This is a genomic window from Methanothermobacter defluvii (assembly GCF_003385755.1).
GTDB lineage: Archaea > Methanobacteriota > Methanobacteria > Methanobacteriales > Methanothermobacteraceae > Methanothermobacter > Methanothermobacter thermautotrophicus.
Genome location: NZ_QREL01000002.1, coordinates 1 through 26,737 on the forward strand (window position 1 = coordinate 1; position 26,737 = coordinate 26,737).

General features: G+C 48.4%; 34 protein-coding genes and 2 tRNA genes. 14 read left to right on the forward strand and 22 right to left on the reverse strand.

Annotation, left to right across the window (positions count from 1 at the left end):
- The first annotated feature begins 622 nt into the window (after window positions 1-622).
- From mer to C7452_RS05790, 3 genes are all read left to right on the forward strand, one after another.
- Complete coding sequence (gene mer / locus C7452_RS05780; protein ID WP_115892542.1) at window positions 623-1,588, forward strand: 5,10-methylenetetrahydromethanopterin reductase; 966 nt, start codon at window positions 623-625, stop codon at window positions 1,586-1,588.
- A 193-nt stretch (window positions 1,589-1,781) separates the two neighbouring features.
- Window positions 1,782-2,846: an archaeosine biosynthesis radical SAM protein RaSEA gene (locus C7452_RS05785; RefSeq protein WP_394339607.1), complete on the forward strand. Its 1,065-nt coding sequence runs from the start codon at window positions 1,782-1,784 to the stop codon at window positions 2,844-2,846.
- Window positions 2,847-2,878: 32 nt separating this feature from the next.
- A complete protein-coding gene (locus C7452_RS05790) occupies window positions 2,879-4,189 on the forward strand; it encodes an adenylyltransferase/cytidyltransferase family protein (RefSeq protein WP_115892544.1) in 1,311 nt (436 codons plus the stop codon).
- Window positions 4,190-4,196: 7 nt separating this feature from the next.
- Here C7452_RS05790 and C7452_RS05795 read toward each other — a convergent pair whose 3' ends face one another.
- The 8 genes from C7452_RS05795 to C7452_RS05830 form a co-directional block, all read right to left on the reverse strand.
- Complete coding sequence (locus C7452_RS05795) at window positions 4,197-4,394, reverse strand: hypothetical protein (RefSeq protein ID WP_115892545.1); 198 nt, start codon at window positions 4,392-4,394, stop codon at window positions 4,197-4,199.
- Between the two features lie 50 nt (window positions 4,395-4,444).
- The gene (locus C7452_RS05800) at window positions 4,445-5,263 is read right to left on the reverse strand and encodes an NAD(P)-dependent oxidoreductase (protein WP_115892546.1); all 819 of its coding nucleotides are present in this window, start codon (window positions 5,261-5,263) and stop codon (window positions 4,445-4,447) included.
- Window positions 5,264-5,276: 13 nt separating this feature from the next.
- Window positions 5,277-5,867, reverse strand: coding sequence for a cytochrome c biogenesis CcdA family protein (locus C7452_RS05805; RefSeq protein ID WP_115892547.1), 591 nt, complete (start codon window positions 5,865-5,867; stop codon window positions 5,277-5,279).
- Window positions 5,868-5,871: 4 nt separating this feature from the next.
- On the reverse strand, window positions 5,872-6,309 hold the full coding sequence (locus tag C7452_RS05810; RefSeq protein WP_245942872.1) for a thioredoxin family protein: 438 nt from the start codon (window positions 6,307-6,309) through the stop codon (window positions 5,872-5,874).
- Window positions 6,310-6,350: 41 nt separating this feature from the next.
- On the reverse strand, window positions 6,351-7,211 hold the full coding sequence (locus tag C7452_RS05815; RefSeq protein ID WP_115892549.1) for a damage-control phosphatase ARMT1 family protein: 861 nt from the start codon (window positions 7,209-7,211) through the stop codon (window positions 6,351-6,353).
- 10 nt (window positions 7,212-7,221) lie between these two features.
- Window positions 7,222-7,422, reverse strand: a complete 201-nt coding sequence (locus tag C7452_RS05820; RefSeq protein ID WP_170130314.1) for a MoaD/ThiS family protein — start codon at window positions 7,420-7,422, stop codon at window positions 7,222-7,224.
- A 28-nt stretch (window positions 7,423-7,450) separates the two neighbouring features.
- Entirely contained in the window at window positions 7,451-8,368 is a 918-nt protein-coding gene (locus C7452_RS05825; RefSeq protein WP_115892551.1) for a TIGR00269 family protein, read from the reverse strand.
- A gap of 120 nt (window positions 8,369-8,488) precedes the next feature.
- The gene (locus tag C7452_RS05830) at window positions 8,489-10,063 is read right to left on the reverse strand and encodes a dihydropteroate synthase-like protein (protein ID WP_115892552.1); all 1,575 of its coding nucleotides are present in this window, start codon (window positions 10,061-10,063) and stop codon (window positions 8,489-8,491) included.
- Window positions 10,064-10,149: 86 nt separating this feature from the next.
- Here C7452_RS05830 and porC point away from each other — a divergent pair, with 86 nt between their 5' ends.
- The 7 genes from porC to C7452_RS05865 are packed head-to-tail and all read left to right on the forward strand — an operon-like array spanning window position 10,150 to window position 14,771.
- Window positions 10,150-10,683: a pyruvate synthase subunit PorC gene (porC, locus tag C7452_RS05835; RefSeq protein WP_115892553.1), complete on the forward strand. Its 534-nt coding sequence runs from the start codon at window positions 10,150-10,152 to the stop codon at window positions 10,681-10,683.
- A 5-nt stretch (window positions 10,684-10,688) separates the two neighbouring features.
- A complete protein-coding gene (gene porD, locus C7452_RS05840) occupies window positions 10,689-10,934 on the forward strand; it encodes a pyruvate synthase subunit PorD (RefSeq protein ID WP_048176269.1) in 246 nt (81 codons plus the stop codon).
- A gap of 11 nt (window positions 10,935-10,945) precedes the next feature.
- The gene (gene porA / locus C7452_RS05845; protein ID WP_115892554.1) at window positions 10,946-12,097 is read left to right on the forward strand and encodes a pyruvate synthase subunit PorA; all 1,152 of its coding nucleotides are present in this window, start codon (window positions 10,946-10,948) and stop codon (window positions 12,095-12,097) included.
- Entirely contained in the window at window positions 12,094-12,960 is an 867-nt protein-coding gene (porB, locus tag C7452_RS05850; protein ID WP_115892555.1) for a pyruvate synthase subunit PorB, read from the forward strand. Before porA ends, porB begins: the two co-directional genes overlap by 4 nt.
- 6 nt (window positions 12,961-12,966) lie before the next feature.
- Window positions 12,967-13,470: a 4Fe-4S dicluster domain-containing protein gene (locus tag C7452_RS05855; protein WP_173402643.1), complete on the forward strand. Its 504-nt coding sequence runs from the start codon at window positions 12,967-12,969 to the stop codon at window positions 13,468-13,470.
- 1 nt (window position 13,471) lies between these two features.
- The gene (locus C7452_RS05860) at window positions 13,472-13,903 is read left to right on the forward strand and encodes a 4Fe-4S dicluster domain-containing protein (protein ID WP_010877342.1); all 432 of its coding nucleotides are present in this window, start codon (window positions 13,472-13,474) and stop codon (window positions 13,901-13,903) included.
- A 22-nt stretch (window positions 13,904-13,925) separates the two neighbouring features.
- On the forward strand, window positions 13,926-14,771 hold the full coding sequence (locus C7452_RS05865; RefSeq protein WP_115892556.1) for a fumarate hydratase: 846 nt from the start codon (window positions 13,926-13,928) through the stop codon (window positions 14,769-14,771).
- Here C7452_RS05865 and C7452_RS05870 read toward each other — a convergent pair.
- The 9 genes from C7452_RS05870 to C7452_RS05910 all read right to left on the reverse strand — a co-directional run bounded on the left by C7452_RS05870 (window position 14,762) and on the right by C7452_RS05910 (window position 21,346).
- Window positions 14,762-15,262, reverse strand: a complete 501-nt coding sequence (locus tag C7452_RS05870; RefSeq protein ID WP_115892557.1) for a 4Fe-4S dicluster domain-containing protein — start codon at window positions 15,260-15,262, stop codon at window positions 14,762-14,764. The two genes, C7452_RS05865 and C7452_RS05870, sit on opposite strands and share 10 nt — an antisense overlap.
- Before the next feature lie 46 nt (window positions 15,263-15,308).
- Window positions 15,309-15,968, reverse strand: coding sequence for a phosphate signaling complex protein PhoU (phoU, locus tag C7452_RS05875; RefSeq protein ID WP_115892558.1), 660 nt, complete (start codon window positions 15,966-15,968; stop codon window positions 15,309-15,311).
- 21 nt (window positions 15,969-15,989) lie between these two features.
- Window positions 15,990-16,427, reverse strand: a complete 438-nt coding sequence (locus tag C7452_RS05880) for a DUF2226 domain-containing protein (protein WP_010877339.1) — start codon at window positions 16,425-16,427, stop codon at window positions 15,990-15,992.
- A gap of 17 nt (window positions 16,428-16,444) precedes the next feature.
- Window positions 16,445-17,098 (reverse strand): phosphate signaling complex PhoU family protein, encoded by a 654-nt coding sequence (locus tag C7452_RS05885; protein ID WP_173402642.1) that lies wholly within the window; start codon window positions 17,096-17,098, stop codon window positions 16,445-16,447.
- Window positions 17,099-17,100: 2 nt separating this feature from the next.
- Window positions 17,101-17,853, reverse strand: a complete 753-nt coding sequence (gene pstB / locus C7452_RS05890; protein ID WP_048061132.1) for a phosphate ABC transporter ATP-binding protein PstB — start codon at window positions 17,851-17,853, stop codon at window positions 17,101-17,103.
- Window positions 17,854-17,862: 9 nt separating this feature from the next.
- Window positions 17,863-18,714: a phosphate ABC transporter permease PstA gene (gene pstA / locus C7452_RS05895; protein WP_115892559.1), complete on the reverse strand. Its 852-nt coding sequence runs from the start codon at window positions 18,712-18,714 to the stop codon at window positions 17,863-17,865.
- Between the two features lie 10 nt (window positions 18,715-18,724).
- Window positions 18,725-19,600 carry a phosphate ABC transporter permease subunit PstC gene (gene pstC, locus C7452_RS05900; RefSeq protein WP_115892560.1) on the reverse strand — a complete coding sequence of 292 codons (876 nt, stop codon included), beginning with the start codon at window positions 19,598-19,600 and terminating at the stop codon, window positions 18,725-18,727.
- Window positions 19,601-19,610: 10 nt separating this feature from the next.
- Complete coding sequence (locus C7452_RS05905) at window positions 19,611-20,438, reverse strand: phosphate ABC transporter substrate-binding protein (protein ID WP_211305657.1); 828 nt, start codon at window positions 20,436-20,438, stop codon at window positions 19,611-19,613.
- Window positions 20,439-20,530: 92 nt separating this feature from the next.
- Window positions 20,531-21,346, reverse strand: a complete 816-nt coding sequence (locus C7452_RS05910; RefSeq protein ID WP_115892562.1) for a phosphate ABC transporter substrate-binding protein — start codon at window positions 21,344-21,346, stop codon at window positions 20,531-20,533.
- Window positions 21,347-21,523: 177 nt separating this feature from the next.
- On the opposite strand from C7452_RS05910, the gene C7452_RS05915 reads away from it, so the two are divergent.
- Together C7452_RS05915 and C7452_RS05920 are read left to right on the forward strand one after the other, a co-directional pair.
- Window positions 21,524-22,402 carry a citryl-CoA lyase gene (locus tag C7452_RS05915; protein ID WP_115892563.1) on the forward strand — a complete coding sequence of 293 codons (879 nt, stop codon included), beginning with the start codon at window positions 21,524-21,526 and terminating at the stop codon, window positions 22,400-22,402.
- Complete coding sequence (locus C7452_RS05920) at window positions 22,363-22,641, forward strand: 2TM domain-containing protein (protein ID WP_010877331.1); 279 nt, start codon at window positions 22,363-22,365, stop codon at window positions 22,639-22,641. The genes C7452_RS05915 and C7452_RS05920 overlap by 40 nt, the downstream gene beginning before the upstream one ends.
- Window positions 22,642-22,648: 7 nt before the next feature.
- On the opposite strand, the gene C7452_RS05925 is transcribed toward C7452_RS05920, so the two are convergent.
- The 5 genes from C7452_RS05925 to C7452_RS05945 form a co-directional block, all read right to left on the reverse strand.
- The gene (locus C7452_RS05925; protein WP_010877330.1) at window positions 22,649-23,560 is read right to left on the reverse strand and encodes a phosphate signaling complex PhoU family protein; all 912 of its coding nucleotides are present in this window, start codon (window positions 23,558-23,560) and stop codon (window positions 22,649-22,651) included.
- On the reverse strand, window positions 23,550-24,164 hold the full coding sequence (locus C7452_RS05930; RefSeq protein WP_010877329.1) for a hypothetical protein: 615 nt from the start codon (window positions 24,162-24,164) through the stop codon (window positions 23,550-23,552). The genes C7452_RS05925 and C7452_RS05930 overlap by 11 nt, the downstream gene beginning before the upstream one ends.
- 141 nt (window positions 24,165-24,305) lie before the next feature.
- Window positions 24,306-25,094 carry a metallophosphoesterase family protein gene (locus tag C7452_RS05935; RefSeq protein ID WP_115892564.1) on the reverse strand — a complete coding sequence of 263 codons (789 nt, stop codon included), beginning with the start codon at window positions 25,092-25,094 and terminating at the stop codon, window positions 24,306-24,308.
- Between the two features lie 25 nt (window positions 25,095-25,119).
- Window positions 25,120-25,192: transfer RNA gene (locus C7452_RS05940), tRNA-Thr, on the reverse strand.
- A 35-nt stretch (window positions 25,193-25,227) separates the two neighbouring features.
- A tRNA-Leu gene (locus C7452_RS05945) sits at window positions 25,228-25,310 on the reverse strand.
- Window positions 25,311-25,412: 102 nt separating this feature from the next.
- Here C7452_RS05945 and C7452_RS05950 point away from each other — a divergent pair.
- On the forward strand, window positions 25,413-25,583 hold the full coding sequence (locus C7452_RS05950; protein ID WP_245942873.1) for a 4Fe-4S dicluster domain-containing protein: 171 nt from the start codon (window positions 25,413-25,415) through the stop codon (window positions 25,581-25,583).
- Window positions 25,573-26,730 carry an NAD(P)/FAD-dependent oxidoreductase gene (locus tag C7452_RS05955; RefSeq protein WP_115892565.1) on the forward strand — a complete coding sequence of 386 codons (1,158 nt, stop codon included), beginning with the start codon at window positions 25,573-25,575 and terminating at the stop codon, window positions 26,728-26,730. Before C7452_RS05950 ends, C7452_RS05955 begins: the two co-directional genes overlap by 11 nt.
- Window positions 26,731-26,737: the final 7 nt, after the last annotated feature.

Genomic DNA, 26,737 nt, shown 5'->3' on the forward strand with positions numbered 1-26,737 from the left:
GAGCAATTGCTCCATCCGTTCGTGATGGGAATTCACCACTGCTCTGGCACTCTGTATCCAGCATCAAACCGCAACCGTCTGATTGCGGCCCTCATTATAATGTGATCATGAATTTACCATGGTCCTAGAATCGGGTCAATCACCGCTCACCAGTGATGGTTAAACTCATGAACCCGCGCCATTGGACAAACCATGGCACACCCAATACACAACCACCCACCGAACACAAACAAAATCGAAAAAATTGCACGTGCCGGTGGATGAATCTATAGGTGGTAACGATGTATGGGGCAATTTAATAATATAAGGATTTTACCATATAAATATTGCGGTCTACCTGCTGCACAGCTCAGATCCTGATGAGCCGGCCCACCATATCATGAAGTCATCAGGGTAGCTCCTGATCCTGAGGAGCCTGGCTCACCACAGATCAGAGAGTCATCAAAGGAAAGGTCCACGAGGGGATTCATATGTGACCCTGAGATGTAAAAAGAGCTGATTAACTGATCTTTAAATTAAAAGGTTCATTCTATGGCCTGACATTGTTATTTAAAACTTTCGATTATCTTTAAATAACAAATTATTTTTATAGGCCGGATAAAGTTTTAAATGGTGATAAATTATGAAGTTTGGTATCGAATTTGTTCCAAATGAGCCAATAGAAAAGATAGTGAAGCTCGTGAAACTGGCTGAAGACGTGGGCTTCGAATATGCCTGGATCACAGACCACTACAACAACAAGAACGTATACGAAACCCTTGCATTAATCGCAGAGGGAACAGAAACAATAAAACTCGGACCCGGTGTGACAAACCCCTACGTGAGGAGCCCAGCCATAACAGCCTCAGCCATAGCCACACTCGACGAGCTTTCAAACGGAAGAGCAACACTAGGTATTGGCCCAGGTGACAAAGCCACCTTCGATGCCCTTGGAATTGAATGGGTTAAACCCGTTTCAACAATAAGAGATGCCATCGCAATGATGAGGACACTCCTCGCCGGTGAAAAAACCGAAAGTGGTGCCCAGCTAATGGGTGTGAAGGCCGTCCAGGAAAAAATCCCAATATACATGGGTGCACAGGGTCCAATGATGCTCAAAACAGCAGGTGAAATCTCAGACGGTGCTCTTATAAACGCATCCAACCCAAAGGACTTTGAAGCAGCAGTCCCACTCATAAAAGAGGGTGCTGAATCCGCAGGTAAGAGCCTGTCCGACATTGACGTTGCAGCCTACACATGCTGTTCAATAGATGAAGACTCAGCTGCAGCTGCAAACGCAGCAAAAATAGTTGTAGCATTCATCGCTGCAGGATCACCACCACCAGTATTTGAAAGACACGGCCTCCCAGCTGACACAGGAGCAAAATTCGGTGAACTCCTCGGTAAAGGTGACTTTGGTGGTGCAATAGCAGCAGTCGATGACGCCCTCATGGAAGCATTCTCAGTTGTTGGTACACCTGACGAATTCATACCAAAAATTGAGGCCCTCGGTGAAATGGGCGTGACCCAGTACGTTGCAGGATCACCAATAGGTCCAGACAAAGAAAAATCAATAAAACTCCTGGGAGAAGTTATAGCAAGCTTCTAATCCCAGAAAAATTTTATTTTAAACCCTATTTTTTTAAACTACCTGTTTTACACTACTGTTAACAGGCTACTGCTACTGAACTGAATAGAGACTCCCCCTCCAGAACTCCATGAGAATCTCCTTTTACAGGACTGAATAAATTTAAATAACCTGAAAACAAACTAACACTAAAAACTGTTTTGAGATTCAGATGATGGATAGGCTAACATTCAAGAGCAGAAAAAGGGCTTTGAAGAGAATAAAAAGAAGAAGTCTCAGTGAACTTGCAGCGAGCTGGGTTCAGGATGATCTCCTTTATTCTGGCAGGGGCCGGGCCCTCTTCATGATCCTTCCAACCATGGGTTGTTCCTGGGCCCTCTCAGAGAGCGGTGGCTGTAACATGTGCAGCTACATCTCAGACTCCTTCCTCGAACCTGTGAAGTCCACTGAAATCACAGAAATCTTCGATGAAATCATGTCACGCCACGAATTTGATGATAGGATGGCTGTTAAGATATTCACATCAGGAAGTTTTCTTAACCCCGAAGAATTCCCCGAGGATGCGCGGACCCATATACTTGAGAGACTCAGCAGGATTGACGCTGTTGAGGAAATAATCTTCGAATCAAGGCCCGAATATATTGAGGAGAATGTCCTTCGTGAATGCTGTGAACTTGTACCTGACAAGATAATTGAGGTGAGCATAGGCCTTGAGACCTGTGACGAGAAAACCAGACTCCTCAAGATAAATAAGGGTTTCACCGGCAGTGAATTTGAAAGGGGGATAGGCATCATCAGTGGCCTTAAAGATGAGTTCATGTTAAAATCCAAGGCATACATCCTGGTAAAGCCTGTGATGGTATCAGAAAAAAGGGCCATAGATGAGGCCATTTCAACGGCCGTTTATGCTGAAAAAACAGGTGTTGATAGGGTATCATTCTGTCCATCCACTGTGCACAGGGGGACCATAATGGAGGACCTCTGGAGGAGGGGATCCTACAGGCCGCCATGGATATGGAGCCTTGTTGAGATAATTAACAGAACCAGAGAGACCGTGTCAATACCATCAATAATGGACACCTCAGGTTTCGGGACGTCAAGGGGCCCCTACAACTGCAGGAAGTGTAACCGGGACCTCAAGAAGCTCATAATAAAATCAAACCTTGAGCAGGAAATGGTTCCTCCCTATGAATGTGAGTGCAGGGAGCGGTGGAGTGCGGAGTTAAAATTTTCAGAACTCACGGGATCAACTGATATAAGGTACGAAGATTACAGCTAGTGACGGCACAATCAGGACAAAGACTGATTCACATGATAGGTATAAGCGCTGATTTTGACCCTGTACACCTTGGACACGCCAGGCTCATAGAGAAGGGACGTGAAATAGCTGATGAAACAGGAGATGAGGTTGTTATATACCTTAACAAGGACTTCAGCGCAAATCACGCGCCCTTCTTCGTCCCCTATGAGGCCCGTAAGGAGATGGCCCTGAAGGCCGGAGCAGACAGGGTTGTTCCAGTTGAGGGTCTGCACCATCGCCTCACCCTGGCCTACACGGTCCCCATAAGGATAGCCATGATGATAGAGGATGGTGTTGTTGACTATGTCGACGCAGCCAACGTCTCAACAGACCTCATAATCAGAAAGGCAAGGGAGTTTGCATCCAGGGGAATTTTCAGTGGGATACCCCGTGAACTGCCAAACAGGAACGTTATAAGATGGTTTGCTGTCAATGAATTCCTCTATGGTAAGTACGGCCGTAAAATGAGGTTCCATATAATTCCAGAGCTCACTGTCGATGGTTCAAAGATTTCCGGTAGGGAGATAAGGCAGAGGATAATTGAGAACAACCTTCAGATCCCACCCGATGTTGAGAGGGTACTGCCCGAGACAACCATCAGCATACTTGAAAGGGAAATAGAGAGGGGCACGGTCCCAGGCCGCAGAAACCTTGAAATCATAAAGGAAAGGATGAACAACCTGTCACAGGCCGATCTCATGGAAATAGCATATTTAAACGCTGATGCTGTGAATTCCATAGTTAAAAACAGGAGATTTTACAGGGAGAATCAGATATGGGCTGCCTTCAGAAAGGCCGGGTATGGACCTGTCCTCACAAGGCTTGCCATGAGTTCCATTGAGATGAACGTCAGGAGGTCCGAGGTGCGGGACCTGATCGAGCACTACACTGAGAGGGGGTGGATTCCTCCGGATCAGAGTGTGATAAATGTTATAAGGAGGGCCTGGTTCGTATCAGAGAGGGTTGCTGAGGGTATCAGCTCAAAAAGGGCCAATGAAATGTTCCAGAGTGGCAAACACAGAGTGAATCCTCCATCAAAGGTGGAGGCTGGTCTGAACCTGCGAAGGGATGAGGTTAAACTGGTCAGGGACGGTATGGATGCCAAGATATATGTTGACCGGAGGGGTGTACTCTCCTGTCAGATAAGGAATGGTGCAAAGATAAAAAGCCCCATGCACCTGCCAGCCCAGATGGCAACCTATCTCAGACTCATAATAGACTCCCACATAATACCCTTCAGTGCAAAGGTTAAAAGGAGAAGGGATGGATTCAGAGTCCTTATAACAATCAATAACCAGAGAAAAACAGGGCGAGAGCCATGATAAATGTCTATTTTACCCTATCCCTCCGCTCCACCACCGGACATTTCCAGTCACGGCAGAAGGTCATGACTATCATCTCAGACTCAGTCCTGATGTGGATCCTCCAGCATTCATCATCATATGAACTGAAGTCAATGTCGATGATCCTTTTACCCACAAGTCCCATGAGGTTTTCAGCACACTCCCTCTCAATGTCTGAAGTCATTTCCTCACCCTAGAATAGTATCTATTTTCACACTTATAACTGCATCTAACTCACAGGAATGCGTCGAGGGCCTCATCAAGCACATCCCTGTAATCGGCATCTGCAGACACCTCAACATCCTTCAGTTTCTCAAATATCCTCATTATACAGCTGGGCATTACGGGGTCAATGACCTCCGCCAGCATATCCTGGACCTCCTTCATCTCCTCATATCTTCTTCTGGCATGGATGCATGAACTTTTAAGCCTTGAAATCGCTGATTCCCTGAAATCATTGCCCTCAGTGTATTCAAGCATCTCAAGTACGTCCTCCTCAAGGCCCAGCCTGTGGGCTGCAGTTAGTGTTTCCCAGAGAAGCGCTGAAACACCCTTTGTGTAGCTGCTCCTCAACATTTTAATTGCCGATGCATCCCCGGGTTCCCGTCCCCTCGCCTCAATGTTCAATCCATATCTGTTGAGCTTCATGAATTCCTCTGCATCCCTTCCAGAGGCTATGATACGTACATCGGCGCCCTTTCGCCTCACACTGCCCATTATGGCCGCATCCACAAATCCTCCCTTTTCAATGAGGGACGATGCCATGCGCACCGTCTCAGGTGATATGTTGTTAATATCCACGTATATCCCCCTGACATGTCTGCCTGCCCTCCGTGCGGCATCCAGTGCAACACCGGGTGTTACTGCAGATATGACAACCGGGCATGAATAAACATCCTCCTCTGATGTTTCAGTCACCCCCACGGTCCTGGCCCTCTCAATGGTTGATGGGCTTCTTCCCTCCAGTGATGTGACAACCTCCACTCCCCTGCTCCTTAAACGTGAAGCAAGGGTCTGTGCGACTTCACCAAAGCCTATAAATCCAACTCTCAAAGAATCACCCCTTTCATGGTAATGGAATAAGCTGATAAAGCATATAAATACCTGCAACTACTATAAGTACCCCTGAAGCCCTCCTAATATCTCTGGAGCCTCTCAGGAGTCTCCTTAATACTGGTTCGGCCAGGAGGGTCACTGCTATGAGGGTTATGGTAAGTCCCAGGGTGTAAAGTGCCATGTTAACAAGGGCCCCGGGAATCCCTGTATATGCTGAGTATGTAATCACACCTATGAGGTAGGGGCTGTAGCAGGGAGTCCAGGCGATGGCCGTCAGTAAGCCCATGAGAACATGGTTTTCTGCTGGGGGAGTCCTGATGGATATTAAGGGTTTTTCTGATAGAACAAGAAGCCCCATGATGATCAGCATGATTGAAGCCGGGACCCGCAGGTAGAGGAGATAGTAATTAACTGCGGCTGTGAATATGGCTGTGAGGATTATTGTGAAGAGAAAGAGGGATGAGAAACCAGAAAGAAAAAGGAACCTCTCTTTCCTGTTGCCGATGAGAGATTCTGAGAAGATGACAGGTATGACAGGTAGAATGCATGGTGACAGGACTGATAGTATTCCAGCCGTGAATGAAATGATATGGTCCTGCATGATCCTACCCCAGATAGGATATGAGTTCATCGGGGCTCATGTAGCCCTCCCTTCTTCCGATCTCATTTCCAGAGGGATCCAGTATTATTACCGTCGGGACCCCGTAAATTCTGTACTTCGAGGACAGCGCTGGACTGGTGTCAACATCGATTTTGACTGCGATGAAATCCTCTGCCAGCCTCCTCTGAACCTCAGTGTTCTGTAGTGTCTCAGATTCCAGTTTCTGACATGCAGGACACCATGAAGCAGAAAATAACATGAAAACATTTTTACCTGTCCTCGAAGCCTCCTTTATGGCCTCATCATGTTCAGTATACCATTTAAGGTCCTTTTCATCCGTCGTGAGGCTCTGAGGCACTCTGGGCTGGACTGCATAGATGATGAGTACAAGTGAGAGTCCTGCGAGAAGTCCGAATAGGGCCCACTTCCTTGCTTCATCCAATTTACCATGCTCCATTCCTGCAGTTCATGATGACCTCTAAATCAGATCTTAACAGCAACATTGTCACCCCTCGCAACGCCCAGGTCCCTTGCTATTGCAGAGCATTTCGCATTTAGAAGACAGAATATGTCCCTGGAACCATCAGAGATCTCTGTTAGGCCCTCATAGTTACCCATACCCTTGGCTATTACGAGTTCGGTTCCATCCAGCATGTCCCGGAATTCATCTGAGAGGTCACTGTATACGATGCCCACAGAGTCTGTACCTGTAGTTACGATTTCAGCAACTTCATCAAGGCCTGCTTCGAGGGCGTCCTCCATGCATGCATCATTAAGGATGGGTTCGCCCTTAACAGCGACCTTCACGCTTACATCATATTCTGCCAGTTTTTCAATGAGCGGCCTGTCGAAGAGGATCTCACCTGTGTTGTCAAGGAGGTAAAGGACCTCTGAGACCTCCCTGAGTCTATCTTCAAGTAGTGGGACATGGTTTATGGTGAGGGGTGCCCTGAGGGACTCCTGGATACCCCTGTCATGATCGAAGTCAAGGCCCAGTGCCCCGAAGTCTATTATGTTACCTGTTATTGCCACCTTCACATGGCTCTCAAGGTCGCTGTGACCTTCAAGGTAGTCCCTTACAGTTGGGAGGAACCTCAATGCGATTTCATTGCATCTCCTCTTCTCATCAAGATAGGGGTCCTCTGATCCTGTCATATCCTTTATGAGTCTGTGCATCCTGGTTCCGAGTTCATTTGAGACCTGTCCCCTCCTGAACCTCTCACTGAGGAGTTCGAGTATATTTTCCATGACCCTCAGTTTGAGTTCCTCATCATCGGTTGCAAGGTCGAGGGCCTCCCTGGCCTGTCTCAGGAAACACGGTGCGCATTCATAGTATACCTTCATCCACCCACCTTTAACCGCCGTAGATAACCCTTATGACCTCGATGATATCACCATCGGAGATCTCCTCTTCCTCTATGACTATTTCGCCGTTCTTTTTCACGACAACAGTTTCAATGGGAATTTCAAGCTCCCCCAGAACATCCTTTATCCTTCGTGGAGCCCCTGATTCAAGTATTTTCTTTCCGTCATCTGTGATTACTGTAAACTTCATCCCTATCACCATGTATCCTGGAGTTTCATCATCTTTTCGTTAATTCCTCTATAAATGTGCATGCCTTGCAGAGTTTTCCTGAGGCAGGTTCACCGCATTTGACACAGATGCCTGATCTCCCTGATTCCGATAAATCCCTTCTGAGGATCTCCTTTATCCTGTCGAATCCCCTGAGTGTTGAGTACATTATGGTTGGGCGTTTCACTGATATCTGCTTCAGGAAGTCACCTATCTCCCTCCTGAATGAACCTGATGCATAGGGACACCCTGCGAGGTGAACGTCCAGGCCCCTTGCAAGTACATAGAGGGCCACCTCCTTCTCGGGTATCTCCCTCAGGGGCTTGATTTTTGGTATGAACCTTCCCCCTGCAGATGATGTCATGGGGCCTATCCGTGTGAGGTTCTCGAGGTTTCCCTCAAGGTAATTCATGACTATTGCCTGGGTCTCATCGTCGAGGTTGTGGCCGGTTGCTATCTTCGTTGCCTTGCTCTTCCTGGCCTCCCTGTTAAGTATCCAGCGTCTGAACACTCCGCAGTAGGTGCATGCGCTCCGTGAGGGGTTTTTCATTATCTCATCCAGTGTTATTCCTGCATAGTCCCTCAGACTGACAACCCTGTGGGGTATGCCTCTGTCGGCACATATTTTCCTGGCGATCCTTACTCCATCCTCACGGTACCCGCCTATACCCTCATCGATGGTGACTGCCTCAAGTTCTATTATGTTTCTTTCCCTGAGTTCATCAAGGATGTCAATGACCATCACGCTGTCCTTTCCACCGGATAAACCGACAAGTACCCTGTCTCCACGTTCTATCAGCTTATATTTCCTTATATCCCTCATTACCTTTTTTCTTGTTGTCTCTATGAAGCAGTCGCTGCAGAGTAGCTGTCCTGAGTATTTCCTGTTTATTATGACACCCTCTGATCCGCATCTGGTGCACTGCATGGTAAATCTCCTGTGAATTGTTAATGAAGTTGTATGAGGGTCCCTTCAACACAAACTTCTCCTGAATCCCCTCAAAGTTTGTATCAGGGCCCTTTCACCAACTCTGTCTCCTGAATCCCCTCAAAGCGGGAATGACCTCTCAAATAGTTCAAAATCCTGGACATAATCTTTGCCTGTCCTGAGGGCTATCTCTGCCTTCTGAAGTTCTGCCCCGAGGTAGGCTGCATGTTCGAGTCTGCTTACAAGGTTTCTATTTATGATCTCCTCATATAATTTTTTGGCGCTGTCTGATGTCAGGGCAGTTCTGGGCTCCATTCCCTGGTAGAGTACTGCCTTTATTTGCCCATCCTCCACCATAATCTTGAAGCTTCCCATTTTATCCCTCACGAACTTCATTCCTCCCTCTGCCTCAATGACCGGGACATCAACCTTCTCCACAACCCCTCCTGACCTCCTCTTGTCCTTGAACAGCACCAGGTTGATACCGAGGTCCTTTGGAACCGAGCCACGGTGTCTGGCAAGGAACATCATCTGTGATGCCACCGATAATTCATAAACACTTCCACGGGCCTTCCCACTCTCCTCGGGCGTGAACAGTATGCTGACACCAAGTTCCATCCCGAAACCTGCCAGGAGGGCGTTTACGCCGGTGGAGTCGGTGTCCAGTAGCTCCGTCACGTTACCCACACCAAAGAATATGGGGTCCGGGTTTCTCTCTGCGTACATCCTGCAGGCCATAACCGAGTCAACTATGCTCCTGCTGTTTACAGGGTCCAGTACAGGGTCAGCTATGACATCTATGCCGCTGCACTTCCTTTTAAGCTCCTCCAGGGCTTCAACCCTCTCCTCAACTGTCTCCGGGACCCATCCCTCACTGTAATCTGTTGGAAGGATCACCGCAGGCACCCCATGTTTCCTGAGGAGCGGCAGAACCTCCCTGTAGTTCCCCAGGTCGAGGCTCAGTATCATGTCTGCACCACACTCCACTGCAGCCTCAATCTCAGGCGGGTTCAGACTATCCACGCTTACAGGCACCTCCCCTGCTGCGGAGCGTGCTGTCCTTATTATCTCAGGTATGAGGTGAGAGTTGTCCTCACCGGCAAGCATTCCAAGGTCTATCATGTCTGCACCGCTTCTTATGAAGTAATCGATGCGTTCCCTGAGCCTGCCCTGCTCCAGCAGGATGGGTGCATTGGCCACCTCGGCGAGGACCCTCATGGGGAAGTCCCTCCCGGTCGGTAAGCCCCCGACGAGTATGTTTTCATCCCTCTCAAGGAGGGTGCTTATCCTTCTTTGATCGTTCTCAAAGTCCTCTATGAACTGCAGGGCCCTCCTCCTCTGTTCCTCCTCTATCAGTTTGTCGGCGGGTTTTTCTGTTGAGAGTTCAAGTTCCCCCAGGAGGTCCAGAACTATGGGAAGGTCGGCTGCGTCGGTGGGTCCCTTGTATGCGGGTATGCCTGTCCTCTCCCCGATAATCCCCACATCCTTGGGTATGAGTCCCGGCACGATTAGGATGTCAGGTTCCCCATCATCCGAAAAGTTAATCTTCCCGATCTCAGATATTATCCTTCGAGGTGTTAAAAAGGCTGCTATGGGAGTGTCAGCAACGTGAACATGAACTTCATGCTCGGAAGTGGATGATGCTTCCCTTACAGTCTCTGATGCAAGTTTTCCTGTGATTATGAGGACTTTCATTTCGTTACCCCCATTAATTTTAGTTGACCAACATGTATATATATTAAAAATTTATAATGATTAACAATGAGAAATGGAGGTAAACTATGATCGAAATTCGCTTTCATGGACGCGGTGGGCAGGGCGCTGTTACAGCGGCAGAGATTCTAGCTAAAGCCGCATTTGAAGACGGTAAATATTCACAGGCATTCCCATTCTTCGGTGTTGAGCGAAGAGGAGCTCCAGTTATGGCTTTCACAAGAATTGATGACTCGCCAGTCAGGAGAAGGTATCAGGTTTATAATCCGGATTATGTTGTTGTTCTCGATGAGGGTCTGGTTGACGTTGTTGATGTATTCTCAGGTTTAAAGGATGATGGTGTTGTTGTGTTAAACAAGTCAGGGGACTTCCAGAGAGGGGACGTTAAGGTTCACACCATCGACGCCACAGGAATAGCGCTGGAGACCCTTGGAAGGCCGATTGTTAACACTGTTATGCTGGGTGCCTTTGCAGGTGTAACTGGCCTTGTAAGCATTGATTCACTCATAAAGATCATTAAGGAAACATTCCCTGGAAAGATAGGGGAGAAGAATGCCGAGGCTGCAAGGATGGCCTACGAAGAGATGAAAAACTCAGGGTGAACATGATGGAATCACTTGGAGCAACCGTTAAAAAGCCTGGAAGCACCGTTAAAAACAAGACCGGGAGCTGGAGAACATTCAAACCGGTTCTTGATAAGGACAAATGTATAGACTGTGACAACTGCATACTTTTCTGTCCGGAAGGGTGTATAAACAGGGAACATGAAATAGACTATGATTACTGTAAGGGATGCGGGATATGTGCAGAGGAGTGTCCCGTTAAAGCAATTAAGATGGAGAGAGAAAAGTAGGAGAGACTTAAATGGTTCTTAAGGTTATATCAGCAAATCAGGCCGTTGCAGAAGCAGCAAAGCTTGCAAAACCAAAGGTCATTCCTGTTTACCCCATAACACCCCAGACCTCAATTTCAGAGTACCTTGCAAAATTCGTGGCTGATGGCGAACTCAAAGCAGAATACATAAGGGTTGAATCAGAGCACAGTGCAATGAGTGCATGCGTGGGCGCCTCAGGAGCTGGAGTTCGGGTTTTCACCGCGACCTCTTCCCAGGGACTGGCGCTGATGCATGAGATAGTCTATGCTGCAGCAGGGCTCAGGAATCCCATCGTCATGGCAAATGCAAACCGCGCCCTCTCCGCACCCCTCAGCATATGGAATGACCAGCAGGATTCAATAGCAGAGCGGGACTCAGGGTGGATGCAGATATACGTTGAAAATGGACAGGAAGCCCTCGATTCTGTCCTTCTATCCTACAGGGTATCAGAGGACAGGGATGTTCTGCTGCCCAGTATGGTGTGCCTCGATGGGTTCATCCTGACCCACACAGTTGAACCCGTGGACATCCCCTCACAGGAGGATGTTGACAGCTTCCTCCCTGAATTCCAGCCCCAGGTAATGCTTGACCCTGATGAGCCCATGTCACTGGGTACCTTCACAGACCCTGACTATTACATGGAGGCCCGCTATGAGGTTGAGAAGGCCATGGAGCGTTCAATGAAGATCATTGAAAGGGCATGCAGGGAATTCAGTGAAATGTTCGGCCGGGAGTACGGCCTTGTTGAGGAATATCGCTGTGAAGATGCAGAAATAATCCTGGTGGCCATGGGTTCAGTCTGCAGCACCCTCAGGGAGGTCATCGATGAACTCCGGGATAAGGGAAAGGCCGTTGGACTACTTAAGGTCAGGATGCACAGGCCCTTCCCGGCTGAGGAGATTAAAGGGGCTGTTAGGAACGCCAGTAAAGTAGCGGTCCTCGATAAGAACATAACATTCAGTGTCGGCGGAGCCCTTTACACAGAGATAAGTGCCCTGCTCCGTGACAGGGAAGTTTATGGATTCATTGTGGGCCTTGGTGGAAGGGACATAACACCCGCACACATCGAGGAAATAGTTAGAAGGACGGAAAACCCTGAAAGGAGCGTCACCTGGATCGGTCTCAAGGAGGAATCAGAATGAAATTACCTGAAGAAGAATTTTTGGCCCCAGGGCACCGTGGATGCGCAGGATGCGGTGCTACAGTTGGAGTCAGGCTGGCCCTGAAGGTTCTTGGAAAGAACACCGTAGCAGTATCATCAACAGGTTGCCTTGAAGTTATCACCACACCCTACCCTGAAACCGCATGGAGGATACCCTGGATACATGTTGCATTTGAAAACGCCGCTGCAGTTGCATCAGGCGTTGAAAGGGCTCTGAAGGCAAAGGGAAGGGATGACGTTAACGTAGTGGCCTTTGCAGGTGATGGTGGAACAGCAGACATCGGACTACAGGCACTATCAGGTGCAATGGAGAGGGGCCACAACATCATATACATCTGCTACGATAACGAGGCCTACATGAACACCGGTATACAGAGGAGTGCCTCAACACCCTACGGTGCCTCAACAACCACGTCACCCCATGGGAAGGAGAGCTTCGGTGAGGACAGACCCAAGAAGAACATGCCACTCATAATGGCAGCCCATGGAGTGCCCTACGTTGCCACCGCATCAATATCATATCCTGAGGACTTCATGGAGAAGGTCAGAAAGGCCAAGGAAACCGATGGTCCTGCCTATATACACCTTCACCAGCCATGCACAACCGGATGGGGTTTTGATCCTGCGAAGACAGTGGAACTCGGAAGGCTGGCAGTTGAAACAGGGTCCTGGATACTCTATGAGATAGAGGATGGTGATTTCAGGGTCACCTACAGGCCAGTGCAGAGGAAACCCGTTGAGGAGTACCTCAACGCACAGAAAAGGTTCAGACACCTCACAGAGGAACAGAAGGCCAGAATCCAGGAATACGTTGACAGTGTATGCCAGGAACTCAGGATATAGAGGGGGATGGAATTGCAGAAGATCGTTATTCAGCCAGAGCTCTGTGATGGCTGCAGGGACTGTGAAGAGGCCTGTAAAAAACTTTACGGTGCCTCCCGCATAATGATAAGGGAACTCGACGACGTCTATTACCCCATAATCTGCCAGCAGTGTGAGGACGCCCCCTGCAGAACTGTTTGCCCCACCGATGCAATTGATGATGAGGTGGACCCTGAGAGGTGCATCGGCTGCGGCCTCTGCATGGTGGTGTGTCCCTTCGGCGCCGTCGTCATGGAGGACCGTAAGGCCCAGAAGTGCAGCCAGTGCCCGGACCTTGACACCCCCGCATGTGTAAAGGCGTGCTCAAAGAGAGCCCTCAGCGTCATAGACACTGAGAAACTCAAACTTGAAAGGCAGAAGAAATTCGTATCACGGATGGCAGGTGTCAGCAAGGGCCAGAGGGGATCAGATATCCTCAGCATACTTACAGCGAAGAGGAAGGCCCGGCAGAAGCTTGAACAGGAGGACTAGAATGAGAGAGCTGGTTTCAAATCCAGAACTGTGCGATGAGTGCATGAAATGTGAGAGGATATGTCCAAAGAACGCCATCCGGGTTATAGATGGTGTTCCAGTTTTCTGCATGCACTGCTCACCTGAAAGGGCCCCCTGCCTCAACATATGCCCTGAGGATGCCATAGTCGAAGTGGATGGTGCTGTGGTCATCCTGGAGGACCGGTGTATCGGTTGCGGCCTCTGCCGGGACGCCTGCCCCGTGGGTGCCATAACCCTGAATGAGAGGGGTGTTGCAGTGAAATGCGACCTCTGCATCGACAGGGATAAGCCCCTCTGCGTAATGGTATGCCCAAAGGGCGCCCTCAGTGAAAGCTCAGAGGATATGATGGCTGCAAAGAGGGATAAAATAGCCGGGGAGCTCAAACGCCTGAAAAATCTGATGAAATATTAAACTAATTTTTTATGGTGATCCTATGATAAGCAGGGAGACCGTTGAGGAGACCGTGTGCCGTCTGTTCAGGGAGGCTGTTATCAGGATACCCCCCGATGTCACGCTTGCACTTAAAAAGGCCTACCTCCAGGAGGAAGACGAGATAGCCCTCCTCAACCTCAAGGCAATCCTTGATAACATTGAACTGGCAGAGAAGATGGAGGTGCCTGTCTGTCAGGACACCGGGCTCCCCATCGTCTTTGTGAGGATGGGTAAGGTTGAGGTTGAAGACCTCTATGAGGGTATAGCTGCAGGTGTTGAGAGGGCCACAGCGGAGGTTCCGCTGCGCCCAAATGTTGTTGATCCCCTCACAAGGGAGAACACCGGCACAAATACCGGTCAGATGATACCCCAGATCGACGTTGAAATCACAGACACTGATAGTCTTGAGATAACAGTTTTTCCGAAGGGATTCGGGTCTGAGAACAACAATGCACTCCTTATGGGCCTCCCTGGTGATGGGATTGAGGGTATTAAGGACTTTGTTGTGAGGACCGTCCTGGAAGCCGGTGGAAAGCCATGCCCCCCTGTAATTGTGGGTGTGGGTATCGGTGGCTCCTCTGACCTTGCGATGAAACTTGCAAAGAAGGCCCTGCTTGAACGTGTTGGGGAGAGAAATCCTGATAAAAAACTTGCATCCCTCGAGGAGGACATACTGAACTCCATCAATGAGTCTGGCAGTGGCCCCATGGGTATGGGTGGTAAGACCACCGCCCTTGACGTTAAGATAAAGACTGCCCATACACACACTGCAGGGCTCCCCGTGGGTGTCTGCATACAGTGCTGGGCTGCAAGGAGAGCCACTGCAATCCTGAGAGATCATATGTGAAGGGCTCCCGCGGGACATGAAAAAACACATCTCATGCAGATTATACATTCAGTACCGTTAATTTTTCTTCTTCCATGTCTACGGCCCTCTGATATCCTGTAGGGTAACATGTCAAGCACCATTGAAGTCCAGCAAGCATAACCACACCAGCCCCTCCCAAAGAAGAGATGTCCGAAGATCTTAGCAACAAAATAATGTATCACCGCAGACTGGAAGGTTCCAAGGAACAGATAGTACCAGAAACCCTCAATCTGCATGTTTTCACCCATTAAAATACCGGGATATAGAAGCATGTAGCTTCCAACACCCACCTGAACCAGCGCCCTGCCGTATTCAAATTTTGATGGCATCAGATAAATTCCAGAGGCAAGAAGAAGTCCAATGTAGACAAAATTGAAAATGTAGAATGCTTTTCCTGTGAATAAGAATAAAAGGGCTGCAGATGATGCGAATACAGTGAAAATAAAGGTTGGAATTAGGTGTTTATTCATGCTTCTCTCATCATGAAGATCGTCCTATCAGCAATGCTGACAGCCTTCATGGCTTCTCACACGTTATCATGAAGATCGTCCTATCAGCAATGCTGACAGCCCTGTCACCAACCCTCTCAAGGAATCTTGCTATGAAGAGTAGATTAACCATGTATGAGATTGATTCCTTATCCTCAAACATGCTTCTTGTTACATGTTCAAGTGTCTGGTCAAAGAGGTCATCCACCTTATCATCATCATGCCTGAGCTCCCTCGCCATTTCCATGTTCTGGTCAAGGAATGCGTAGATTCCCTTGGAGAGCATCATCTGCACGAAGTCAGACATGTGCTTCAGGTCCTCAAGGGGTCTTCTCGGAATTTCCTCGTCCTTCAGTTTCTCTGCAGCCCCAGCTATGTTGGCCGCCAGGTAGCCTATCCTCTTGAGATGACTTCCAACCTTAATGCAGGCCTCTATAAATCTCAGGTCTCCTGCAACGGGTTGTTCAGCTGCTATTAAACTTATAGCCTTCCTCTCAAGGTTGAAGACCATGTCATCTATTGCCCTGCTGTTTTTTATTACCTTCTCCTTCTTTTCCTCATCATACTCCATCAGGAGGTCAACTGCGAGTTTATGTGTTTTAAGGGTTTTCTGTGAAACCTCCTCCATATCCTTCCTCAGATCCTTAAGCCTTTTGCGGAACAGTATCCGCGGATACTTCTTTTCCATTAAAAGTCCTCCTGGATTTTACTATCTGGATTTGTAATCCTCAATCAACCTTTCAATCGCCTCATCAGTCGGAACCCTTATCCTGTACCTTTCAAGGAGCTCCTCACGGGATGATTTATCAAGGAACATTTCATTTATTATAATCTCCGCATCAATGGGTATTGAAAGTTTTGATTCGTCATTGAGTTCAATCAGGGTTTCGAAGAGATCCGCATCGGTCTCATAGACCTCCACCACTGAATCATGGTTTATCTCCAGTCTCTCCATTGCCTTATGGCTGTGAGTCTCCTCGAGGGTGTTGAGGTCAATGTGCCAGGCTCCCACAATGTTATTTCCCGTTACGAAGATTATGGCCTCGTTTTCATTGTCCAGGATCCTTATATACGAAAATTCGGGTACTGAAGACCTTTTAAGGACGGTGTAGTCCATCTTCCTCGGGTTATCAAAGGGTAGCCACATTTAATCCCCCCAACTATTCATTTCATAAGTACACTGTAGAAGACCTTATGATGGATAACCCTTTTACCCACTATGAGATAGGCTATCCTGTCGTCCATCCCCATAACATGGTGGCCCATGCTGAGCAGATTCCTTGCTACCAGCATAAGATTACCTGATTCTGAGAAGTCCCTGTTTGACTCCTGAAGCTGGTTGTATAGATCCTGAAGCTGGATATAATTCCTCGTTGACCTTTTAAGTAGCTGGATGTCACGGTTCATGAGGGCCCCGAGTGCATCATTTATCATATCCTGAACCGTCTGGGACATGAACTCTATGTGTGGAGGTGTCCTGTCCCTTCCATCAATTGCGTACCTTGCAATGTAGGCAAGGAGTATGTTTATCCTCTCAAGTTCAATTGCACTTCTCATTATACTGGATGCCAGCCTCAGGTCCTTTGCAACGGGCTGATGAAGACCCAGGATTTTGAGGCATTCATCCTCTATCCTGTAGCTCTTCTCATTAACAGCTGCCGTTGTATCTATCAATTCCCTTGCAGTCTCCTCATCCCCTTTGATGTAGCTGGATACGGCTCTTCCCACCCTTTCAGAGGTTTCATTACCATACCTGACGGTTTCATCCAGGACATTTGAAAGTCTGCTTTCAAGGAGAGCACCGATCAATTTCCACACCCTTATCCAAATCTTCCTGTAATGTAGTCCTCAGTCCTTTTATCCCTCGGCTCTATGAATATCTGCTCTGTGAGGCCGCTTTCAACTATTTCACCATGCAGGAAGAAGGCTGTGTACTTTGAGACCCTTGTGGCCTGCTGCATGTTGTGGGTCACTATGATGATGGTGTAGTCATTCTTGAGCTTGTGGATGAGATCCTCGATCTTCGTGGTTGATATGGGGTCAAGGGCTGAGCACGGTTCATCCATGAGTATAACCTCAGGTTCTATGGCTATGGTCCTTGCTATGCATAGCCTCTGCTGCTGTCCCCCTGAGAGTCCAAGGGCGGATTTATCAAGTTTGTCCTTGACCTCATCCCAGAGAGCTGCAGCCCTCAGACTTTCCTCCACACGCTCCTCTATGAAGTCCCTGTCATCATATCCATGGACCCTGAGACCGTAGGCCACATTTTCAAATATGGACTTAGGGAAGGGGTTGGGTTTCTGGAAGACCATCCCAACCTTCTTTCTGAGCTCCACCACATCCATGTCAGGGTCATAGATGTCCTTACCATCAAGGTAGACGTGGCCCTCATGCCTGAAGCCACTTATCACATCATTCATCCTGTTAAGGGTTCTGATGAATGTTGACTTACCACAGCCTGATGGCCCTATGAGGGCTGTGACCGTGTTCTTGGGTATCTTGAGGTTTATATCCTTGAGGATGTGCGCCTCGTCAAAGTAAACGTTCAGGTCCTCAACTTCGATTCTGTACATGCAGATCACCTATCTCCCCATCATCTTCCTTCTGTATCTATCAACAAGAGTGTTTGTTAGAACCGTGATTAAAAGGACGATTATCACAAGGACAGCCGCGGTGCCGTAGGCGTTCTTCAGTGAAATGCCCTCTGTTGCCAGCACGTAGAGGTGCAGTGGGAGGGGCCTTCCAGGGTCGAAGATGGATACTGGCATTGAAAGTGCTGATCCCACAACGAACATTACCGCAGCCGCCTCTGATATGGCCCTGGCCATCCCCAGTATCACACCGGTGGTTATGCCGGGGATTGCTGCAGGGATAACCACCCTGTAGATGGTCTCCCACTTTGTGGCTCCAAGCGCCAGGCTTCCCTCCCTGTAGGATTGTGGAACCGTCTCTACTGAGACCTGGGCAACCTGGAATATGGTTGGAAGGGCCATGAGGGCCAGTACAAGTCCCCCTGAGAGGATTGACCACCCGAGGCCGAGGAAAACCACGAAGAATGATAAGCCGAAAAGCCCGAATACTATTGATGGTATGGATGCCAGGGTTTCTGCTCCGAACTTTATCAGCTTCACGATGCGTTCCTCTGTGGCATACTCCGTCATGTAGACCGCTGCCCCGACACCCAGTGGTGTTGCTATTATACCGGCTAGCAGTGTGACGTAGAGGCTGGATACTATCATGGGAGCTATCCCACCTGCTCTTCCAGAGTCAACCGGTTCTGAAAGCAGGAATTCCGGGTTTACGGCTGGCAAGCCCTTCATGAGTATGTAACCAATTATTATGAGCAGTATCAGTACTGTCACGATTCCTGAAGCCCAGAAGATTCCTGTCATTATCTTCTGGCTTGTCTTGGGTGATATTATTCTGAAGGACATTTTAAGCCTCCTAGAGATATCCTCCACCTATAACTATCTTTTTCTTGTAGTGGAAGTAGTTGGCAACCACCAGCAGAGCCATTATGACAAAAAACAGGATGATGGCGGTCCCGAAGAGTGCGCTGTAGTGCAGCCCGGTGGCGTAGCCCATCTCCAGTGCTATGTTGGATGTGAGGGCCCTTACAGGGTCCAGTATCGATGATGGTATCTGGGTGACGTTACCGGCCACCATGATAACTGCCAGGGTCTCACCGATGGCACGACCCATCCCGAGGATGATTGATGTGATGATGCCTGGCAGTGCCGCCGGGAATATCACCTTCCTGATGGTCTGCCACTGGGTGGCCCCAAGTGCAAGGGAGGCCTCCTTGTACTCCAGTGGCACTGATCTTATGGCATCCTCTGAGACACTGATTATTGTTGGCATTATCATGACCGTGAGTATGAGTGATGCTGTTAGAAGTCCGAAACCGGTACCTCCAAGGCTGGACCTTATGAAGGGTACCAGGATGATCAGCCCAAAGAAACCATATACCACTGATGGTATTGCTGCAAGGGTCTCTATTACCGGTTTGAGTATCCTGCGCATTATTTCAGGTGACACCTCAGCCATGAATATTGCGCATAGGATTGAAAGTGGGACGGCTATGGCCAGGGACAGAAAGGTTATGTACAGTGACCCGACGATCATGGTGAAGATGCCGTACTTACCATCTGAAGGTGCCCAGTCCATTCCAAAGATGAAGTTTGTGACCCCATACCCCTGGAATATGGGGAATCCCTCCCTGAATATGAAGACTATTATGAGAAGGATGGCGATTATTGAGAATATTGCGGTTATGAAAAGACCCTTCTCAATGAGTTTTTCCCTTGTTTTGCTGATCATGCTTTACCTCCTAGGTATCATCCGAGACATTTGCTATTGCCGGTACAACCTTCTGGCTCCTTACAATGGCCTGCCCTTCAGGTGAGAAAACCCACTTTATGAAGTCCTTTACGACTCCCCTGGGTTCTCCCTTTGTCAGGAATTCGAATGGGACCACCAGTGGATAGGATCCGTCTGCTATGGTGGTCTCTGAGGGTGTCACTCCATTCACCTCAAGTGCCTTCACATCGGAACTCATATGTGCCATTGAAACGAATCCAATTGCGTAGGGGTCGCTCTTTATGGCCTGTTTCACGGATTCTGTGGAGCCCTGAACGATTGCATCGGACCTTATCTTCTCGTCCTTCATGACAAGTGATTTGAATGAGCTTCTGGTCCCTGATCCCTCCTCACGGACTATCACATGTATCTCTGCATCGGGGCCTCCGACCTCCTTCCAGTTGGTTATCTTACCGCTGAAGATATCCCTGAGCTGGTCCACTGTCAGATCATCGACGGGGTTCTGGTTGTTAACGGCTATCACTATACCATCCTTACCTATCACGTATTCATGAAGGTCGTCCTTTTCCTCAGGTTTCAGGGCCTTTGAGCTGGTCCCTATATCGACTATTCCCTGCTGGACCGTCCTTATACCCATCCCGGAACCGCCGCCCTGGACGTTTATCTTAACATCGGGGTGCTTCCTCATGTACTCAGCTGCAAGTTCCTCTGCAACTGGCTGAACAGATGTGGAACCAGCAATTTCAATTCTCTCATAGTCTGCTCCGGGTTTGATCATGAGGTATGCGAGTGCGATGATAATGATTATTATGAGGATGTTTTTGGGTTTCAGCTCCATGTCCATCACCTTCAGTTATTGATTTCACCTATTGGTTAATAAAGTTCACTTGAAGGTGACGGAAAGAAAAAATTTTGTGGTTTTGAAAACCACTAGGCCTTTGCTGGTACAACCTTTTCTGATTTGATTATTGCCTGTCCCTCCGGGCTGAGGACCCAGTCTATGAAGTCCTTAACTGCACCCTTTGCGCTGCCCTTTACCAGGAACAGGAATGGTCTCTGTATCTTGTAGGATCCATCTGCGACTGTCTGCTCTGATGGTGCGACACCATCTATTTTAAGTGCCTTGACTGTTTCATCGAGATTGGCGAGTGATATGAATCCTATGGCGTTTGGATCCTGTTTAACTGCCTGTTTAACTGCCTCTGTTGAACTTTCAACTATGGCATCCTTCTTTATCTTGGTCTCTTTACCCATCACTATTTCCTCGAAGGCCTTCCTGGTTCCTGAGCCGTCTTCACGTGTTACCACTGTTATCTTTGCATCGGGGCCTCCGACCTCCTTCCAGTTGGTTATCTTACCGCTGAAGATATCCTTCACCTGGTCCTTTGTTAGGTCTGAGACTGTGTTCTTGCTGTTTACGATTATGGCTATTCCATCCTTACCTATAAGGTATTCTGTGAGGCCCTTCTTCTCATCGGGCTTGAGTTCCTTTGAACTTGTTCCGATGTCTGCTGTGTCGTCAGCGGCACTCTTGATACCGACACTGGATCCGCCGCCCTGGACGTTTATCTTAACATCGGGGTGCTTCTTCATGTACTCAGCTGCAAGTTTCTCTGCAACTGGCTGGACAGATGTTGAACCAACAATGTCTATCTTCTCCTGCTGTCCGCCACCTCCAAGTGCCAGGACTGCGCCTGCAATAATTACAATTGCCACGACTATTCCTATGATCAGTTTGGTGTCCATTTTATCACCTCAACCTTTACCTTATCCTAGAACTATTTAAAATTTACTATTTTTGTGTACTTAATTACCTATTTTGTGAACTAAGCCCTATGCGCAGAGAAATTTAATTCACAATAAGTGAATAAGGGTGCACTAAATGCATTAAGATTTAAATACATGAAGATCAGATGGAGTGATATGATGAACGAAGGGATAATAAATGATATACTGCGGGTTAAAAATCCCAGGTGGAGGACTTCCATTACGCGTGTTGAGCCCAACCGTATTGTTACGAGGGGTTATTCTCAGGAGGATCTTATTGGTGGTGTTTCCTTTTCTGAGATGGTTTATCTTCTGATCAGGGGTGAGCTTCCCCCTCAGAATGTTGCGCGTATGCTTGAGGCTGTCCTGGTGTCCTTCTGTGATCATGGTGTTACTCCGCCGAGTACCCAGGCTGCCCGTATGATTGCCTCGGCGGGTTCTCCGGTTCATGCCTGTATTGCCGGGGGTCTGCTTGCCTTTGGTAAGAATCATGCGGGTGCCATTGAGCGTTCCATGAAGCTCTTCCAGGAGACCGTCTCGTCCTGCGAGTCTGAGGATGAGATCCCTGATGCTGCCCTGAGGCTGGTGGATGATCACCTCCAGGCCAGCAGGAGGATCCCCGGGTTCGGGCACCGCTACCACAACGCCGACCCCCGGGCCGTCAGGTTACTGGAACTTGCAGAGGATTACGGCTGTGTGGGACCCCACACCAGCCTTGCACTGGAGGTCCAGGAGATACTCCTGGAACGCAAGGGAGTCCGGATGAACGTTGACGGGGCCAACGCCGGTATACTATCAGACATGGGATTCGACTGGAGGACCGGAGCAGGATTATTCATGATAGGACGCCTCCCAGGACTCATATCCCACGTCTACGAGGAAAAGGTCCGGGAACCAGCCTTCAGAAAATTCTTCGAAATCGAAGAAATACAGTACGACGGCGAGGAGAAAAGAATATTAGAAGCAGATTACAGAACACTTAATGGGTCAGAAATATGGAAGACGACGAATACAAAAGAGCCAGGAAGAGAGTAGAGGATCTCAAGGGATTTTACATCCACATATCAGTTTTTACAATAGTTAACCTTACACTCTTCCTCATAAACCTCCTCTCAACTCCCGGGACATGGTGGTTCTACTGGATAACAGTATTCTGGGGAATAGGAATAATATGGCATGCCTTCGGAGTTTTTATAGGTGATAGGTTCCTGGGTAAGGAATGGGAGGAGAAAAAGATAAAAGAGTACATGGAAAGAGAAAAGAGGAACAGGTGAACCTTAATCAGGACTCCTCTCTCTCCCTCCGCCTGAAGCGTTCAGGTGTGGTTGTCCTCGGGATGTTCCTGTAGTATTCACCTGCAGTGTCGAATATCTCAATGGATATATCTGCTATTCTCTCAAGGGTCTTAACAACCCTGGAAAGGGATATGTAATAGGTTGACCTCTCCTTATCCTCAAAGGGTGTTTCAGCCATCTGGGTGGCGACACAGTTAAGGGCATTCTTCTGGATCCTGTGAATATCATCCTCGAGGGACATGAGAGTTGCCTTCAGTTCCAGTTTCTCATTCAGGAAGGCGTCCATCGCAGTTTTCACCATCTCAACGGCAATGGAGAACATATCCCTGAGGTACTCCATCATTGCAGGGTCAACCTCATAGGACTCCTTTATGGCAAAGTTTGCTATTATCGCTGAATGGTCACCTATCCTTTCAAGGTCATAGGCTATCTCTGTAAAGGCCATTGTCTTGCTGAACTCAGAGTAGGGATTCATTGCTATTGCAGTATCAACAGAGGAGCGCACCTTCTCATGCATTGTGTTTGTTATGTAATCCATCTTGAGGGCCTCATTTGCAAGATCCTCATCGTACTCCTCAAGGGACCTGAAGGATTTGTTGAGCTGTTTGCACACATGCTGTGCCATGTCCCTGAGTATCTCCTTTATGAAGAAGCTTCCAGCGTATTCCCTCGAGGTTACCTCCTCACCGAAGAGCTCAGGGAATTCATCAAATTTCTTTATATCCACAATGTAGGCCCTCCTAACAACGCCCTCCCTGATGAGGGGCTGCAGAAGCTTGGTGACGTACCTCCTTGTTATGCCAAGGCGTTCAGCGATTTCATCCTGTGTGGACGGGTTCTCATAGAGGATGACATCTATGATCGATTTTAGAGTAGCATTCTTTGTCTTATTTTTCATTCTCCTCAGACACCTCATCTTCAATTACTATAACAACAGATTCCCTGAATATGGAGATGATCATGTAGATAAGGCTAAGAATAACCGTAACGGTTATCAGAACGTCGAATTCATAGAAAATAGCCCTGTAAACAGTTACCAGGGGCGAGTTCACATCCACAAGGCCCCTTAGCAGGACGATGAAGCCCATTAGGAGGAGCACATAACCATAGGATTTCTTTATGGTCTCTGGCTGTAACAGGGGGTATATACCCATCACCATGAGACCCACACCTATTGACCTGAAGAGGTTCCAGGATGTGGCCTCCTCAAGTAAGTAGAATATCTGCTGTGGCCTCCACTGGAAATTTCCAAGAAGGTAGATGAACTCGATTATGACGATAATGATGAGTGGTATTGCAAAGACCGCCCTGCTCTCAACCCTCTCTGTTTTAACATTCTTGAGGGGCTCCCTGAAGTAGTGGGAAAGCAGCTGATACAGCATTGAACCCAGAACGGCGCCCATGACGGTTCCACCAACTCCCAGCTTTGAGGTTGTGAATGCAACTATCCCTGAGATCACACCCGCCATGAGTATATCAAAGGCCTTGGTCAATGCAACCACCCCTCAGCCATTCCTTCTGACATCTGCATTTTAGATCATATTATGCATATTTATTTTCTCTATTAGAGAACAGTTATGTTCTGCTGGTATATCAAGCTTTGCATCAAAAATGAATTTATTGATGATGAGGCCCCCGGGTGTTCATATGGAGTGCATATAGGAGCATATCCTGTATTCCTCATCCTCAACCCGGACAGAGTAACTGGCTATTTCCCTCACCGAGCCGTTCTCAGTGTTTATGAGGTCAACTGAAATCCTGTCATCGTTTATTCTTAGCTGGTTGTGTGAAGGGAATGTCTCACCCCTCAGTTTCCTTGTTGTGGCTGTGCCGGAGTTAAGTGTAACCATTCCCTCAATCATCCACACATTAGGCACATGCTTGTGTCCGTTGAGCACAAAATCCACACCGTATTCCTTCAGGAGTTTAAGAAGGTCACCTGAGTCCAGGAGGATGTTCCTCTCACGCCCTGTGTTGGGTATGGGTAGCAGGTGGTGGTGAAATGTGACTATCTTGCACAGGTGATCAGGAACACGTTCAAGTTCCTTCCTGAGCCAGTCAAGTTGATCCATTCCTATCTGACCGTCGTTTATATCTGGCTCAGAAGAGTCAAGGCCTATAACCGCGAATTCAGAGTCGTGGTGGACAAACTTCCTCCTTCCTATTAACTTCTCAAAGTGGATAAGACCCACATTCCTTGCATCATGGTTGCCGGGGATTGTGTAGGTGGATGTGATGGTCCTAAGTTCATCCACAAATGCTGCTGCAAGTTCATACTCGTGTGAGTATCCCTCTGTTGTGAGGTCACCTGAGACTATTATGAGGTCAGGGTTCTCATTTTCAAGCTGGTGTAGAAGATTTTTCCTGAGCTGATCTGAGAAGTTCTTCTCACCGAAGTGCACATCTGAAATCTGGGCAATTTTTTTCTCCATTAGAACACCTTAAAATCAGTAGAAAAGCCTTAGGGGGGATTCGAACCCCCGACCTATGCCTTACCAAGGCATCGCTCTACCACCTGAGCCACTAAGGCAATCATAACATGATCAGAACCGTTAAAATTCTTAGTGCAGGGGAAGGGATTCGAACCCTCGAAGGCCTGCGCCAGAGGATCTTAAGTCCTCCCCCTTTGGCCGCTCGGGCACCCCTGCATGATAATTGATTAGTAGTAGAAAGTGGTATATTAATTTAACGGTCGTGTGTGGCTGGTAAACTTAATTCAATCTGATGACCATATCCATAGTGGTGGTCAATTGAAGCATGATGGATCAATCTGTATGCGGTGCGGTGCCTGTGTTAGTGTCTGTCCATTTGATGTCCTTGAACTCGAATATGAACTGATGGTGGGTGAAGGCTGCAGTGAATGTGGTGACTGTGCTGCGGTCTGTCCAGTGGATGCAATAAGGTGCTATCATGAAATATGATGTGGTGGTTATTGGTGGACGGGTAGCCGGTTCAACAGCGGCCTATCACGCTGCAAGGCTGGGCCTCAGTGTTCTGTTACTGGAGCGTAACCCTGAAATCGGGACCCCTGTGCAGTGTGCAGGCGGAGTGAGTGACAGTTTCTTCAAATCAACAGGTTTAAAACCGCTTCCTGAGTTCACATGCACAAGGATCCGGGCAGCCGCGGTGAACGGACCCCTCGGTGCCAGGATTGTGACAGAAAATCCTGTTGTGAGGGGATATATCCTCGAAAGAAAGTCCTTCGACAAGTACCTTGCACTGAGGGCCGCTGAAGCCGGCGCCGATGTACTCACAATGTCCATCGCAGGGGACCTAATATTCAGGGAGGGATCAGTCAGTGGTGTGGTGTTCAGGGGGCCCGATGGAGTCCAGGAGGTTGAATGTGGAATGGTGATTGCCGCAGACGGTGTGCAGTCCAGCATCGCCAGGAAGGCCGGTCTTGAAACAGGTTTCAGGCCAGCTGACCTCTGCTCCTGTGTCCAGTACGAGGTTGCAGGTATGGACGTGGACCCCGAAACCATGGAATTCTACTTCGGGAGCCGTTTTGCACCATCAGGTTATCTCTGGGTGTTCCCCAAGGGTGAAGGAAGGGCAAATGTGGGACTTGGAATACGGAGAAAAAGCTGCTCAGAGAGGGGTCCCCTCAGCTATCTCAACAGGTTCATGGAGGAGAGAGGATTTAAGAGGATAGAATTCAATGCAGGAGCTGTACCTGTTTGCGGACCCATTGAGAGGACCTTCACGGATGGTCTCCTGGTTGTGGGGGATGCCGCCGGACAGGTTGACCCCCTCACCGGTGGTGGGATACACGTTGCAGCTGAATGCGCAAAAATCGCCGGTGAGGTTGCCGCCGAGGCCATTGAATCTGGAAGGGTTGACGGCAGATTCCTCTCAAGGTATGAGATGAGATGGCGCAAAAAGGTTGGTAAGAACCTTGAAAGGTCACTCAAATTCAGGAAAATCCTTGATGGGCTCGGTGATGAGGAACTCAATGCCCTGCTGAAATCCCTTGAGGGAAAAGATTTAAGTTCAATTTCAAAGATATCCCTTCTGAGGATTTTAAAGGACTATCCTTCAATGTTAAGGATACTCAGAGATATTCTTTAGATCATGA

Coding starts and splice junctions, on each gene's coding strand:
- C7452_RS05910 (WP_115892562.1), bottom strand. CDS start 21,346: ATGGACACCAAACTGATCATAGGAATAGTCGTGGCAATTGTAATTATT.
- C7452_RS05915 (WP_115892563.1), top strand. CDS start 21,524: ATGATGAACGAAGGGATAATAAATGATATACTGCGGGTTAAAAATCCC.
- C7452_RS05805 (WP_115892547.1), bottom strand. CDS start 5,867: ATGCAGGACCATATCATTTCATTCACGGCTGGAATACTATCAGTCCTG.
- C7452_RS05865 (WP_115892556.1), top strand. CDS start 13,926: ATGATAAGCAGGGAGACCGTTGAGGAGACCGTGTGCCGTCTGTTCAGG.
- C7452_RS05920 (WP_010877331.1), top strand. CDS start 22,363: ATGGAAGACGACGAATACAAAAGAGCCAGGAAGAGAGTAGAGGATCTC.
- pstB (WP_048061132.1), bottom strand. CDS start 17,853: ATGTACAGAATCGAAGTTGAGGACCTGAACGTTTACTTTGACGAGGCG.
- porC (WP_115892553.1), top strand. CDS start 10,150: ATGATCGAAATTCGCTTTCATGGACGCGGTGGGCAGGGCGCTGTTACA.
- mer (WP_115892542.1), top strand. CDS start 623: ATGAAGTTTGGTATCGAATTTGTTCCAAATGAGCCAATAGAAAAGATA.
- C7452_RS05905 (WP_211305657.1), bottom strand. CDS start 20,438: ATGGAGCTGAAACCCAAAAACATCCTCATAATAATCATTATCATCGCA.
- C7452_RS05790 (WP_115892544.1), top strand. CDS start 2,879: ATGATAGGTATAAGCGCTGATTTTGACCCTGTACACCTTGGACACGCC.
- C7452_RS05795 (WP_115892545.1), bottom strand. CDS start 4,394: ATGACTTCAGACATTGAGAGGGAGTGTGCTGAAAACCTCATGGGACTT.
- C7452_RS05815 (WP_115892549.1), bottom strand. CDS start 7,211: ATGAAGGTATACTATGAATGCGCACCGTGTTTCCTGAGACAGGCCAGG.
- C7452_RS05825 (WP_115892551.1), bottom strand. CDS start 8,368: ATGCAGTGCACCAGATGCGGATCAGAGGGTGTCATAATAAACAGGAAA.
- C7452_RS05785 (WP_394339607.1), top strand. CDS start 1,782: ATGGATAGGCTAACATTCAAGAGCAGAAAAAGGGCTTTGAAGAGAATA.
- C7452_RS05955 (WP_115892565.1), top strand. CDS start 25,573: ATGAAATATGATGTGGTGGTTATTGGTGGACGGGTAGCCGGTTCAACA.
- C7452_RS05880 (WP_010877339.1), bottom strand. CDS start 16,427: ATGTGGCTACCCTTTGATAACCCGAGGAAGATGGACTACACCGTCCTT.
- porB (WP_115892555.1), top strand. CDS start 12,094: ATGAAATTACCTGAAGAAGAATTTTTGGCCCCAGGGCACCGTGGATGC.
- C7452_RS05855 (WP_173402643.1), top strand. CDS start 12,967: ATGGAATTGCAGAAGATCGTTATTCAGCCAGAGCTCTGTGATGGCTGC.
- C7452_RS05870 (WP_115892557.1), bottom strand. CDS start 15,262: ATGAATAAACACCTAATTCCAACCTTTATTTTCACTGTATTCGCATCA.
- porD (WP_048176269.1), top strand. CDS start 10,689: ATGGAATCACTTGGAGCAACCGTTAAAAAGCCTGGAAGCACCGTTAAA.
- pstA (WP_115892559.1), bottom strand. CDS start 18,714: ATGTCCTTCAGAATAATATCACCCAAGACAAGCCAGAAGATAATGACA.
- C7452_RS05820 (WP_170130314.1), bottom strand. CDS start 7,422: ATGAAGTTTACAGTAATCACAGATGACGGAAAGAAAATACTTGAATCA.
- phoU (WP_115892558.1), bottom strand. CDS start 15,968: ATGGAAAAGAAGTATCCGCGGATACTGTTCCGCAAAAGGCTTAAGGAT.
- pstC (WP_115892560.1), bottom strand. CDS start 19,600: ATGATCAGCAAAACAAGGGAAAAACTCATTGAGAAGGGTCTTTTCATA.
- C7452_RS05860 (WP_010877342.1), top strand. CDS start 13,472: ATGAGAGAGCTGGTTTCAAATCCAGAACTGTGCGATGAGTGCATGAAA.
- C7452_RS05925 (WP_010877330.1), bottom strand. CDS start 23,560: ATGAAAAATAAGACAAAGAATGCTACTCTAAAATCGATCATAGATGTC.
- porA (WP_115892554.1), top strand. CDS start 10,946: ATGGTTCTTAAGGTTATATCAGCAAATCAGGCCGTTGCAGAAGCAGCA.
- C7452_RS05935 (WP_115892564.1), bottom strand. CDS start 25,094: ATGGAGAAAAAAATTGCCCAGATTTCAGATGTGCACTTCGGTGAGAAG.
- C7452_RS05830 (WP_115892552.1), bottom strand. CDS start 10,063: ATGAAAGTCCTCATAATCACAGGAAAACTTGCATCAGAGACTGTAAGG.